Raw genomic sequence first — 12,189 nt, 5'->3', positions numbered from 1 at the left:
AAGAAGTGCTTCATATGCAACCATCGCAGCTTGTGCTGCTCCCGGCATTTGCCAAAATCGTATGTGAACCAGGCTGGAGATGGCAGCCGCGTGAGAAGCCGATGCCTAATTACGATCTGTTCTATGTATGGAGTGGGGAAGGCACGGTCACGGTCAATCAAGAGAATTATGAGGTGGGAGCCGGCAGCTGCTTCCTGTTCAGGCCTGGAGATTATACAAGTGCCGTGCACAATCCGCAGCGCCCACTTGTTCTTACGTATATTCATTTTGATGTCGAGGCCACCCCCGAGCCTGTGCCTGAGCGTTATCGGGTGCTGGAGGAGACGGTGGACTTCGAGCATATGTTGTCCAGGTATGTACGACTGTCTTTGGAGCAAGCCTATGGCGCTATTGAGGAAGGGCGGCTCTTGCTGCAACAACTGCTTATCCATCTGCTGCGGGCAGATCGGCAGGAGAAGGTAGTCCGTACCGTCAGCCATCATCTGGAGGAAGGGATCTATGAGATCGCCAATTATGTTCGTCAGCATCCAGGTATGCAGCATCGCGTGGAGGAGCTGGCGGCCCGGGTCGGATTGTCTCCGAGATACTTCTCCATCAAATTCAAAGAGCTGACCGGGATATCGGTGCAAGCTCATATCATCCGTATGCGAATTGAGCGTGCGCAGCATCTGCTCCTGCATGCAGGTATGAATGTTACGGAGGTAGCGGAGGCGCTAGGCTACAGGGACATCTTTTTCTTCAGCCGACAGTTCAAGCAATATACGGGGAAAAGCCCATCGGAGATACGTTAGCCATGATCTTCGTTCAAAAAACAGCAGGTTGAACCGTGGTTGACGGAGCTTTCCACTCGCGGCAGCTGTATACGTACATTTGACTGGCTCAAAGGGCTATTTGACTGCTGGATCATCCGAATCGAATGTGCCCTTCTAGCAAGGAGCTTCACTTCTTGCTCGTCGTTTCAATTCAAGAGCTGCTGGGTAATCCTCTCTAAGAGCACCCGGCAAGGTCTGGGATACATAGAGAAGGGAGACATCGGTATGAACAGACGACGCAGAATGCTGACACGCAGAGGCAACGGCTCCGGGCTGGTGAAGTCCCGTTTTCGGCAGCGCAGAATTAGGATAGCAGAGCCACAAAGTGTATGGTTCTGATCTGCGTAGGGCGTACACAATGAGACGCTAATCGAACACGTTATGCATACGACAGCCTGAAAGGGCATGTCATACATACAGTATTGGGGTAACACGTATTGTCGCAATGCCAGACGTACAAAAAGGTCGAGTACAGGAGCTGAGTAGCTACTGTCTCGACCTTTTATGTTGGTGGAGGATGGACGAAATGATCGAATATCATACGCGGGCAGATGATGTCCTCGATAGCTTCTTAGATCAGCGAAGTCAGGCTTGGCCTACGAAGTGACCCAATGACTGCCCCATTCTGATTCGACTGCCGACCACCGCGGATTCCAGCGGCTTGAAGGTGTCGTCTTCCGTAATGAGCACGACTGTTGAACCGAATTGGAAAAAGGCTAGCTCCTCCCCCTTGGTCCAGGATTTCGCCTGCTCATCGGTATACTGAATACTGCTGACGTTCATTGCGCCAACCTTAATGAGTGCCAATTCACCATAATTATGCTGGATGTAGGCGATCTTCCGTTCATTTCGACTAAGCACAGTCCTCATATGTGTCAGACCGAAATCATTGACAGGGTAGACTTTGCCCTTGATGTGCTCTTTCTCGACCAGCTTGCCAGTCACTGGACAATGAATCCGATGATAATCTGTCGGACTCAGGTATAGTACAAAAGCATAACCGTGTTTGTATTTTTCGAAGCGTGGAGAATAGTTCAGCAGCTCCTCCACGGAATAATCCTGTCCTTTGACATTCAGCATTGTGCCAGCCTCGACGTCACCTGCGAATGTGATCAAGGCATCCACGGGACTTGCGAGCGTATTCGGAGTCTCATCTACCGGACGCATTCCCGGCTTCAGCCGCCGTGTGAAAAACTCATTCAACGAAGCATAATCAGTCCAATCTCGCTCCGCCTCTTCAGCGGCAATACGGTATGTACGGATAAATGTGGGTATTACATGTCGGCTGGCGCCACTCTGGGCGAAGCCTCCCACTAATCGGCAGACCCATTTGCGTGATGAGAGCTCTGTCATCAGCCGGAGCCATTGTTTTGCCATTACAGATCCCCCTTGTGGTTGTTCCGGGCCATGAACCGAAGCGTATCCGGCCACTACTGCATTATATTGCCACATAATGTTATGTAAATCAATATTTTGGAGTACATCGGTGCACCAACCCGCATAAACAGGGGGCTGGCACCACGATGGAGCAAGAGAATTTGAGGCGGTGGTAACACAGACCCGAGTCCCATCACCGCCCTACACCTCATATTTTCCGTTCTTCGGCACCTCAATACGTCAATACTCAGTACCTCCGCCCTCAATACATCAGTACATCAATACATCAGTACATCAGTACATCAGTACATCAGTACATCAGTACATCAGTACATCAGTACATCAACATCAGTACCTCAACATCAGCACCTCAATGCCCAATAATTAGATATTCAACTTATCTCTGCCCACTTAGTAGGCTGCTGTGCCAAGGTAGCCTTGGACCCATCACATACGCTTCAGGGCCAGTTGATGGAGTACCCAGCTGGCATATGCGACAGGTTTGTCGTAGGTCTCCTGCCAGATCTCAGGCATACCTGCCTCACGGAAGCCATAGCGCTGGTCTCTGCCGTTACATTCGATAAAGTGCAGCTCACCACGTTGATCTACTCCCAGATCGAGCCCTACGTCGGCCAAAGGACTTAAGGGTCCGCTATGAACCAGAGAGGATGCCAGGGATTGGGCTATGCGTATGGCCAGCATTTCCAGTCTGGAGAGCAGAAGTCTCACCTGATAAGGCGGGAAATTGAAGGCCAGAGCCTCCTCCACGTGGATCGCACTTCCGCCTTGTCCTACGTTGGATACGAAGCTGTTCGGTGGTGCTACCTTGGCGAACATGCCGGTAATTCCCCAACTACCACCATATCCACGCTGCACGGTCACGCGAATATCGAATGGACGACCGTGATACTGCGCCAGAGGAACCGTCTGCTGCACAATGTAAGCCTGTGAGTGCATACGCTGAAGCATCCAGTAAGGCAGCTGTCCATTCAGCAGCGGTGCATTTAGCCATTTTCGCTCTCCTGCACGTTCTCTGTATTGCATCATCCAGTATTCACTGCCTTTGTACAACCGCATGATGCCTTTGCCAATACTGCCATTGCAGGGCTTGAGGACGACATCTCCATGCTCCTCCAGCAGCTTCGTAATACTTGCAGAGGATGCTTTGTGCGTGGCTGGCAAGTGGGGAAGGAGTGAGCGGTCCCGCGTGAGCAGCTGGTGAACGTCGTATTTATTAAAGCGGGTATATCCGTTGAAAATATGAACACCGCGTCTTCTTAGCGCCTCCAGTCGCTGCCAGCTACGACGATGCTTATACATGGCCCGATTGTGAATGACCGTAGGAACCGGAACAAGCATCCGCTGATAGCCTCCATCAACTGGTACTTGTGCTACACAATGACGCTTCGTCGGATGAATATCCTCCAGTCGAAGAAAGCAGGGGATGACCCCATACTTTCGGGCTGCCTCTACATAGTGTCCAAGGGCTTCTGTCCCCGTCCTTCCTGTCGTTATGCCCCGGTATAGTGCTGAATTCAGTAAGATACCGGCGTACTGCATTTGCATGACCGTTCCTCCTTACGTTATCCCTGGATCAACAGTTCATTAGCCTTGTACTTTCATCTGATCGTTGCCATTGGCTGAATGCCTCGCTTGCGTGTCGAATCAGAACGTGTCTGTCCCTAGCAGTATATGAAGGTCCTTGTCCTGCTGTAATGGACAACGGCTGAAGGCCTTGGCCCAAAATCTCCTTATAGGTACATACTCCGTGTCCATACGCTGCTCTCTCTGTATATGATGTAGGGTATCCGCAACAGAATTGGAGGATGACGCCCATGAGGGAGATTGCAAGAATCGCCGTCATCTCGCCGGGATCGTTCGTGGTGCCGTCTGCACACAGCAGCTCTGTAGAACGCATCATCGAGCATACGGTACCGCTCTCTGTGTATCGGGAGCAGACTATCATTTATGGAATTCGTGGAGAGGGTCTGCCGCGGCGGGGAGAGGTGCACGGAGTTCATTGCGTACGCGTATCCCGTGGTAAAGGCTATACGCGTGTCGTCATGCGAGCTATGGCAGCCCAGCAGCCCGAGGTGGCAGATGTGCATAATAGGCCAGCCATTGCCTGGCGGATCAAGAAGGCCTTTCCCCGTATGAAGGTCCTGCTGACACTCCATTCCACGACGTTCATCAAGCCGCCACTGATCTCCCGGCGCCGACTACGAGCGATGCTGCGAAGCATCGACGGGATCATAGTGAACAGCAGCTTTCTGAGAGATGAGGTGCTGCGGCTGGCTCCTGAATCCCAAGGTCGCTTGTTCGTCAATCTGCCAGGAGTGGACCCCCGGGACTTCGCCAGGCGTGGTCTTCCAGAGACTGAATTGCTTCGAGAGGCCAGATTGCAGCAGCTGGGCTGGTCCTCCCGCCGCATTATTCTGTATACGGGGCGCCTGATACCGGGAAAAGGAGTTCACCATCTGCTACATGCGCTTCCGCATGTTATCAGGCAGTGCCCCAATGTCCTGCTGCTCATCGTCGGTAGCCCTCGATATGGCAGAAATATGGAGACAGCCTATCTGTCTGCGCTGAGAAGACAGGCTGCTGCCTTGCCAGGGCATGTGGTCTTCCTTCCCTACACGCCCCATCCTGCCCTTGCCGAGTTATATATGCTTGCGGAGGTCGCAGTGGTTCCTTCCTGTGGAGAGGAGGCCTTTGGCTTGGTGAATGTCGAGGCCATGGCTACAGGAATTCCGGTGGTAGCCTCACGAATTGGGGGGATTCCAGAGGTAGTCCAGAATGGGATTACGGGTCTTCTGGTAGAGCCTTCCCGCATGGCAGAGGAGTTGGCAGAGGCCATCACATACCTGCTCAGAAATCCACACTGCTCCAGAAGCATGGGGATGGCAGGACAACGGGAGGTTAGCAGGCGCTTGCTCTGGAAGCACACGGCAGAACGTTGGGATCATGTGGTACAGCAGATGCTTGCCGTCAAGCCTCCTTCTGGGAGAAGGTGGACTCGATAGCCAGTACAAATGCCGTTACCGCCCCATCAAGGGGAGCATAACATGTGTGGAACTGTTCGGATACCGACCACCGAAGCGGGAAAGCAGGAGGGTAGGCATGAATCGGAAGAAGAAGAGAATATCAGCTGGAGTATCGGACAACAAAATGAAGCATCGCTCCATGACAAGAAGCGTGACCACCACAAATGCCAGGTCGTCCCGAAAGAGCAGACCTGCTCGGTCTGCGCAGCATTCGGACAGTATCCGGGCAGATTGGCTGCATGAAGCACGTCCGCTCGTATCCGTCATCATCCCGGCGATGAACGAGAGCCGAACCATTGCCTCCGTGGTGACGCAGGCTCAGCTGGTCAGTTCGCCAGTTGAGGTGATCGTCGTGGATAATGGCTCCGAGGACGGCACGGGTGATCTTGCCGCCGCCGCTGGAGCCAGGGTTCTCTCCTACGAGCATCCTTTGGGGCATGATATCGGACGCCGTATCGGAGCAGAGGTGGCAAAAGGGGAGATCCTGCTCTTTCTGGACGCAGACATGATCATTCCCGCTGTTCTCCTTCAGCCTTTCATAAGAGCTATATTGGAGGGGGCAGATATCGCTTTGAACGATTACAGTGGCCCCGTCCGGACGTGGAATGTTCACCCGGTAGTGGAAGCGAAGCATATGTTGAATATGTTGCTGCAACGGCCCGACCTGCGTGGAGCCTCACTGACAGCGGTGCCTCATGCTCTTAGCCGCACAGCACTCCAGACGCTTGGCTATGAGGTGCTGGAGAGACCGCCGCTGGCGCAAGCGATGGCCGTCCTGAATGGCTTGAAGCTGAGCCTGGCAGCGTCCGTTCCAGTGGGAAGCTGGAACCCTAGACGAACGACTCGTGGTGTGGACCCACTACAGCACATTGTAGTGGAAGATCATAAAGAGGCGTGGAGACGATTAGCGGAGCATAGAGGCCTGCGCATGGGATATGATGCTATGCAACGGCTCCGTCATATGGATGTGATCCGATCATGAATCAAAGCCACAGCAGAAATAAAAGGCAACGTGGAGGCACAGCGAGAAGTAGCACAAAATCAGGAAGAAGAGCTGGAGGATTGTCAGTTAGATCGTCCGCTCGTAAGGCCCTCTCACCTTCCCTCGCTCGGTGGAGCGGGAGAGCCGCATCCAAGCCATCGTTCGGGGCGTTACACAAGTCAGTCTCTAAATTAGCAATACAACCACTCCATCGATCATCACACCGTACATCCAATCGTACATCGAACAAAAAATCACACTATACATCACACGGCCTTCCATACCGTTCGTCATCCTCGACGCCATATCAGACATCACACCGGGCTTCACTTCGAGGCTCTTACAAGACATCACAGCATATCCCGCTTGTGAACGGCAGGGCCAGAGCTTTCCAACATACAAGGGAGTTACGGATTCCCATTCATATGAAGGCTGCTGCCATCGTGACAGCCTGCAACGAAGAGAAGACGATCTCACGTGTATTAAGCGAGCTAAGACGACTGCCCCTACAAGATATTATTGTGGTCCTGAATGGTTGTACGGACAGGACCTATGAGCAGGCGATAGGACACCCAGGTGTGACTGTCGTTCATATTCCGGAAAGGCTTGGCTACGACGTCGGCAGGAGCATTGGGGCCAGATTGACCACAGCAGATATCGTGTTGTTCACAGATGCGGACATTCCACTCCGTGCTGAGGAGCTTGCGCCTTTCCTGCTTGCCGTACAGCGAGGAACGGATGTCGCATTGAATCATCTGACGCCGTTGATTCCCGTATTCGAGCAGCAGGATCAGGTTACGCGTTGCAAGGCTTTTCTGAATCGGATGCTGGATCGTACCGATCTTGGAGCAGATTCCATGACAGCTATTCCACATGCACTCTCTCGCCGCTGTCTTGATGCCGTTGGCACAGACGTCCTTGCCGTTCCTCCGCTGGCACAGGCACGTGCAATCATGAAGGGAATGAGGATTGCTGGGGTATGCAGTGTGAACGTGTTGGCGCGTAACCGCCGTCGGGCCAGCATGAACCGTGGGGCAGGGAATCCAGTGGAGCAGCTAATTATTGGGGATCATGCAGAAGCGCTGTCTGCCATATTGAATGCCTCCGAATGGAATGCCCGAGGTGAATCCAGCACTCGCACGCTACCGTCCCGCGCCAAGATTGCCGAAGGGAGGAATCGCTATACGCCTCACAAGCATCATCATTCCCACGTATAATGGGTTGCCGCTCTTGCAGCGTTGTGTGGCTGCGATCCGGCAGTATACGGACGTACCTTACGAGATTATCGTAGTGGATAATGCCTCAACAGACGGCACAAGTAGCTATTGTGTCCAAGAGAATCTACGCAGTGTACGTCTGCCTGTGAATCGGGGCTTTCCGGCAGCCTGTAACCTCGGTCTTCGTCTGGCAGAGGGAGATGAGCTGCTACTGCTGAATAATGACGTTACTGTGACTCCCTGCTGGCTGATGAATTTACGTTCTGCTCTGCATAGCGCAGCCGATATTGGGATTGTAGGTCCAGTTACGAACTATGTGAGTGGCTTGCAGCAGGTCGATTGCGGGGCGAACTCTATGGAACAATTCATGAGCTATGCTGTACGCAACAATGTCAGTGATGCAGTGCGCTGGCGAGAGGTCAAGAGGCTGGTAGGATTCTGTATGCTTTTCAGTCGAAAGTTGCTGGACCGCATTGGTTACCTTGATGAGGGATACGGTGCAGGGCATTACGAGGATGATGACTTTTGCTTCCGGGCCCGATTGCAGGGCAGCAGACTACTGATGTGCAGCGATTGCTTTGTACATCATGAGGGTAGCGCGAGCTTTGCCAAAGTCAGACAGCCAGAGCTGGAAGCTCTTATAGAGCGCAACTATCGCAGGTTCATGAGCAAATGGCATACCGATCCTCGCGAATATATTGAGCTTCCAGAGAACACGGTTCGTGGTGAACCGTATGAGAGCGGAGGTGGTGGGACATGAAAGGCATCATTCTGGTCGGGGGAACGGGAACACGCCTAATGCCCCTGACATCGATCATTAACAAGCATCTGCTGCCTGTCGGCAAATATCCCATGGTTCTGTACGGGATTGAGAGGTTGCGTCAAGCGGGGATCCAGGACATTCTGATTGTGATGGGTAAGCATTCTGCCGGGTTGTACACGAACTTGCTGGGGAGTGGCAATGCCTACGGGGTGCAGATTTCCTACCGTATTCAGGAGGAGGCCGGGGGGATTGCGGAGGCTTTGAACCTGGCCGAGAGCTTTGTCGAGCATGCCGGTAAATTCGTAGTCCTCCTCGGGGATAATCTCTTCGTGGATGATTTGCAGCCAAGTATTGCAAAATTCATGGAGCAGCCGTTCGGCAGCGCCAGGGTACTACTGAAGGAAGTAGAGGATGCTCATCGCTACGGTGTGCCTGTCTTTGACCCCGATGCGCCTTCCAAGATTCTGCAGATTGAGGAGAAGCCGGAGAACCCGCAGTCCCAGTATTGTGTGACAGGCATCTACCTCTATGATGTATCTGTCTTCTCGGTCATCGAACAAATGGTTCCCTCAGCAAGAGGCGAGTTCGAGATTACGGATGTGAATAACTGGTACGCCAGAGAAGGTCAGCTGGAGTATGACATTCTGGAGGGCTACTGGAGCGATGCAGGCACCTTCGAATCTCTGCGGGAAGCCAGCGAGCACATGAGGGATTTTGCTCTGGCTACTCCTTCGGAGCAGGTGGAGGCTGATACCTCGACAGTGGAGTTCAATGAGACTTCGCTGGATGAGGTAGTGGCTGAATCCCAGAATGATAGCGATGAGCTGGCCCATGAAGGAATAGATGACAGGGACAATCGGATGGTTGACTCGGTGATCGAGATTTCTGAGAACGATACCGAAGCTACCAAGAATATCGAAGCTATCAAGGAATCCAAGGAATCCAAAGCTAACAAGGATACCAAAGATATTGAGGCTAGCAAGCAAGGTGATGAGTAAGAACAGGAAGCAAGGCTGCGGTGTACTGGAGTATGCCGTGGCCTTTTCATGATTTTGGCATCTAGACAAGCTGATATTCAGGCGGAACGTGTGGGGGAATCTGCATCTTGGGAAGCGACCGACTCACTGAGCAGAGTAATTATGTGATCAGCTTCAATTCCGATGGAATTTGGAAGAACCCGAATGCAGGCAGGCGAATAGGTTGTAGGAGGCGGCATACTGATTCTAGCCCACAGGATATACAAGTGGTGAAAAGAATAAGGAGGTATCGGGTGGTTCATGCAGGACAAAATTGATGATCTGCTGCAGCACATCTCCCAGTCACATCAGCAGATGGCCCGGTTGCTGGACACCGAGCGGCAGGTTGTGGTGAGGATGGCCCACATCATTCATCAGCTGCCGGATCAGGACCCGGACCTGGATGGCATATCCGGCTTGATGGACGGCTCCTCGGAGGTTAACAAAAGTGTGATTGCCTATTTGAATGGCCTGGCCGACTTTCAGGATGCCATGGCTGAGATGCTTACGAAGGTCATGAAGGAAATGAATGGGCAGGATGAGGAATAGCGTATTACTAAAGGCGGTGAGGTGAAGATGAGCAGGGAACAGGCCATGATGCATATGCTGGATGCCGCTGCCAAGCTGCAGCGAAATGTGGCGCTCATCCTGGAGGCCAAGGCTCTTGAAGCCGAGAAGGCTCGCAATTGGACGATTAATCATGTCATGGCTCATACCTTTGAGACGCACGAGGATCAGCTGCAGAAGCCACTGGAGATTCATGAGCAGATGGTGGAAATGCTGGAGGGATTAACCCGTCTGCAGACAGGTCTGTGCAGCAATCTGAAGGCTGTGCTGGAGGAGGAGTCTGCAGACGGACTGGACGGGATGTTCGGCGACAGCTTTGGTGACGGAGACAGCGATTCATGAGCTATCAGCGGGAGCATGAGGTGAAGCTGGAGCTGGTGGATTCCATAGCAGCCAGCCAGCATGCCATTGCTAGGCTGCTGCACAGTATGGCCGATGTGATACCTCATGCCGAAGTATCCGCCAAAAGCCTGGAGGAGAGCCTGCGGCTACTTACAGCCTATCAGCATGAGATGGCGCGTATGCTGGGGGGCATCTCGCTGCCCAAGCCACGACATGGGGTGCCGTCCAGTCCCTGGCTACCTCCGCAGCAGCGGATCAGGATAGAGCCGATGATCAACTATAAGGAGGACTGACATGAAGAAGAAAACGGGACGCGTATACAAGAAGTCCAGACTACGCTCCGGGCGCAAAACACTCGGTCGGGCTTCTCGGGCCAAGCTGAGACTCCAGAAGAAAAGAAGAGGACTGCTGGTCAAAGGGCGCAAGCATGTGACCAAGCGTGGCAAGAAGGGACTCTATAGATCTCGCCGCAAGCTGCGGGCTGCTGCCGGGTTCGCTCCGCAGCAGAATATATTTGTTCCGACTCAGGAGCCAGCCCCCGCACCCCAACAGGTAGAGGTCGTTCCGGCTCCAGTCAGCCAGAGCTTCGACGAGGCATATCATGAAGGGTTCAACGAAGGCTTTGCCAAAGGGTATGCAGAAGGGCACGAGCTTGCCGTTAAGCCACAAGGATAGGGAATATCGTTCGTCCACCTAGACGGTATGAATAACCGAAAGACATCGGTTATTCGTACCTTTTTTGTGTTATGGTCCCGCAGATTCTGACAACGAAGATGAGCAGACAAGACAGGGCTGGAGCCAATTTTCACAAAACACGGCTGTCGTCCATGATGCAAATAACCCCACGGCATATATAGGTTAAGAACGACACTATCTGCCTGTATGCTCCTGCATGGATGGCGGGATCACACTAGAGGACCTTGGGTGGGTAGGCTGCAAGCCGTGGAATCTGAAATGACGTGTCCTAACTTGGAAAGGAAGTGAGTCACCTGACACATACAGAGGGGTATTCGAGCGGCTATGAGGAAGGACGACGAGTAGGAGGCTGCAAGGCTATACTGGAGAGCTTCACGGTCACTCCGCAAATGTCAGATTTACGTGTGCTGTATATTCCGCAAGGATTTCCAGCCATTGATACGGGCGTCATCGACGCACTCCGCCAGAGCGTACGTGAATGCATCGTGGGCAATATCAGGACGATTTTGGCCGATGCCATCGTGTCGCGTCCTGACCTGGTGCTGGTGATGAATGGTCTTCATGGACTGCCGGAGGACCATGAGGAACAGCTGAGACAAGTCCGTGCCTTCGGGATCAGGACGGCGGTCTGGTTCGTTGACGATCCTTATTTTACGGAGAAGACAGCTAAAAATTGCTTGTACTACGATGTAGTGTTCACACACGAAATGTCCTGTGTACCCTTTTACCAGAGTATGCAGGCCAAACAGGTACATTATATGCCACTGGGGGTTGGCCCGAGTGTATTTCATCCCCGGAAGGTCAATCCAGAGTACAAATATGATATTTGCTTCATCGGCAGTGCATTCTGGAATCGGGTGGCGCTATTCGACCAGTTGGCTCCTTTTCTCGAAGGTAAAAAGGTGCTCATCGTAGGTGGCTCCTGGGAACGAATGCAGCGACAGGATATCCTTGGTCCCTTCATTCGTCCAGGCTGGATGGACATTGAGGAGACGGCTAACTACTACAACGGTGCCAAGATTGTGCTCAATATTCACAGACCTGCCGAGAGCGGGCTGGATAATGAGAACCTGCACCAGATCCCTGCCCAGTCCATCAATCCGCGCACTTACGAGATCAGTGCCTGCGGTACGCTGCAGATGACGGACATCCGCGATGATCTGTTCCGTTACTATCAGCCAGGCCACGATATTGAGACCTTCGCTACGGCTGAAGAGCTGCAAGCGAAGCTGGCCTATTACCTGGAACATGAGACGGAGCGGCTCCGACTGGCGTGGGAAGGAATGCGTACCACCTTACAGAAGCACACGTTTGCCCATCGTATCCCGCAGCTGCTCCAACTGGCCGTGACCTGAGGCCGAAACGTCAGCTAG

At 53.0% G+C, this 12,189-nt stretch carries 12 protein-coding genes and 1 pseudogene; 11 read left to right on the top strand and 2 right to left on the bottom strand.

Annotated features, from left to right (window positions below; all coding sequences use genetic code 11):
- Positions 1-5 precede the first annotated feature (5 nt).
- On the top strand, positions 6-791 hold the full coding sequence (locus tag D328_RS0113485) for an AraC family transcriptional regulator (protein WP_018885551.1): 786 nt from the start codon (positions 6-8) through the stop codon (positions 789-791).
- 606 nt (positions 792-1,397) lie between these two features.
- On the opposite strand, the gene asd is transcribed toward D328_RS0113485, so the two are convergent.
- Positions 1,398-2,189 carry an archaetidylserine decarboxylase gene (asd, locus tag D328_RS0113480; protein ID WP_018885550.1) on the bottom strand — a complete coding sequence of 264 codons (792 nt, stop codon included), beginning with the start codon at positions 2,187-2,189 and terminating at the stop codon, positions 1,398-1,400.
- 447 nt (positions 2,190-2,636) lie between these two features.
- Entirely contained in the window at positions 2,637-3,755 is a 1,119-nt protein-coding gene (locus D328_RS0113475; RefSeq protein WP_018885549.1) for a YheC/YheD family endospore coat-associated protein, read from the bottom strand.
- A 269-nt stretch (positions 3,756-4,024) separates the two neighbouring features.
- Here D328_RS0113475 and D328_RS0113470 point away from each other — a divergent pair, with 269 nt between their 5' ends.
- From D328_RS0113470 to D328_RS0113420, 10 genes and pseudogenes are all read left to right on the top strand, one after another.
- Positions 4,025-5,212 carry a glycosyltransferase family 4 protein gene (locus D328_RS0113470; RefSeq protein ID WP_018885548.1) on the top strand — a complete coding sequence of 396 codons (1,188 nt, stop codon included), beginning with the start codon at positions 4,025-4,027 and terminating at the stop codon, positions 5,210-5,212.
- A 97-nt stretch (positions 5,213-5,309) separates the two neighbouring features.
- Entirely contained in the window at positions 5,310-6,215 is a 906-nt protein-coding gene (locus D328_RS0113465) for a glycosyltransferase family 2 protein (RefSeq protein ID WP_018885547.1), read from the top strand.
- 425 nt (positions 6,216-6,640) lie between these two features.
- On the top strand, positions 6,641-7,432 hold the full coding sequence (locus tag D328_RS0113455) for a glycosyltransferase family 2 protein (RefSeq protein ID WP_018885545.1): 792 nt from the start codon (positions 6,641-6,643) through the stop codon (positions 7,430-7,432).
- Positions 7,398-8,192, top strand: a complete 795-nt coding sequence (locus D328_RS0113450) for a glycosyltransferase family 2 protein (RefSeq protein ID WP_026281165.1) — start codon at positions 7,398-7,400, stop codon at positions 8,190-8,192. Before D328_RS0113455 ends, D328_RS0113450 begins: the two co-directional genes overlap by 35 nt.
- Positions 8,189-8,905, top strand: a pseudogene (locus D328_RS29095) (sugar phosphate nucleotidyltransferase); the annotation flags it as partial. The gene D328_RS0113450 and the pseudogene D328_RS29095, both read left to right, overlap by 4 nt.
- A 567-nt stretch (positions 8,906-9,472) precedes the next feature.
- Positions 9,473-9,760: a hypothetical protein gene (locus tag D328_RS0113440; RefSeq protein WP_018885542.1), complete on the top strand. Its 288-nt coding sequence runs from the start codon at positions 9,473-9,475 to the stop codon at positions 9,758-9,760.
- 27 nt (positions 9,761-9,787) lie between these two features.
- Complete coding sequence (locus tag D328_RS0113435) at positions 9,788-10,120, top strand: hypothetical protein (RefSeq protein ID WP_018885541.1); 333 nt, start codon at positions 9,788-9,790, stop codon at positions 10,118-10,120.
- Entirely contained in the window at positions 10,117-10,413 is a 297-nt protein-coding gene (locus tag D328_RS29090) for a hypothetical protein (RefSeq protein ID WP_018885540.1), read from the top strand. Before D328_RS0113435 ends, D328_RS29090 begins: the two co-directional genes overlap by 4 nt.
- A gap of 1 nt (position 10,414) precedes the next feature.
- Positions 10,415-10,795: a FliH/SctL family protein gene (locus tag D328_RS29085; RefSeq protein ID WP_018885539.1), complete on the top strand. Its 381-nt coding sequence runs from the start codon at positions 10,415-10,417 to the stop codon at positions 10,793-10,795.
- 305 nt (positions 10,796-11,100) lie between these two features.
- On the top strand, positions 11,101-12,171 hold the full coding sequence (locus D328_RS0113420) for a CgeB family protein (RefSeq protein ID WP_018885538.1): 1,071 nt from the start codon (positions 11,101-11,103) through the stop codon (positions 12,169-12,171).
- Positions 12,172-12,189: the final 18 nt, after the last annotated feature.

It is taken from the genome of Paenibacillus massiliensis 2301065 = DSM 16942 (assembly GCF_000377505.1).
GTDB classification, from domain to species: domain Bacteria; phylum Bacillota; class Bacilli; order Paenibacillales; family Paenibacillaceae; genus Paenibacillus; species Paenibacillus massiliensis.
Note: the sequence above shows the minus strand (reverse complement) of the source record. Positions and strands in the feature narration are given on the sequence as shown.

Coding starts and splice junctions, on each gene's coding strand:
- asd (WP_018885550.1), bottom strand. CDS start 2,189: ATGGCAAAACAATGGCTCCGGCTGATGACAGAGCTCTCATCACGCAAA.
- D328_RS0113475 (WP_018885549.1), bottom strand. CDS start 3,755: ATGCAAATGCAGTACGCCGGTATCTTACTGAATTCAGCACTATACCGG.
- D328_RS0113470 (WP_018885548.1), top strand. CDS start 4,025: ATGAGGGAGATTGCAAGAATCGCCGTCATCTCGCCGGGATCGTTCGTG.
- D328_RS0113465 (WP_018885547.1), top strand. CDS start 5,310: ATGAATCGGAAGAAGAAGAGAATATCAGCTGGAGTATCGGACAACAAA.
- D328_RS0113455 (WP_018885545.1), top strand. CDS start 6,641: ATGAAGGCTGCTGCCATCGTGACAGCCTGCAACGAAGAGAAGACGATC.
- D328_RS0113440 (WP_018885542.1), top strand. CDS start 9,473: ATGCAGGACAAAATTGATGATCTGCTGCAGCACATCTCCCAGTCACAT.
- D328_RS0113435 (WP_018885541.1), top strand. CDS start 9,788: ATGAGCAGGGAACAGGCCATGATGCATATGCTGGATGCCGCTGCCAAG.
- D328_RS29090 (WP_018885540.1), top strand. CDS start 10,117: ATGAGCTATCAGCGGGAGCATGAGGTGAAGCTGGAGCTGGTGGATTCC.
- D328_RS29085 (WP_018885539.1), top strand. CDS start 10,415: ATGAAGAAGAAAACGGGACGCGTATACAAGAAGTCCAGACTACGCTCC.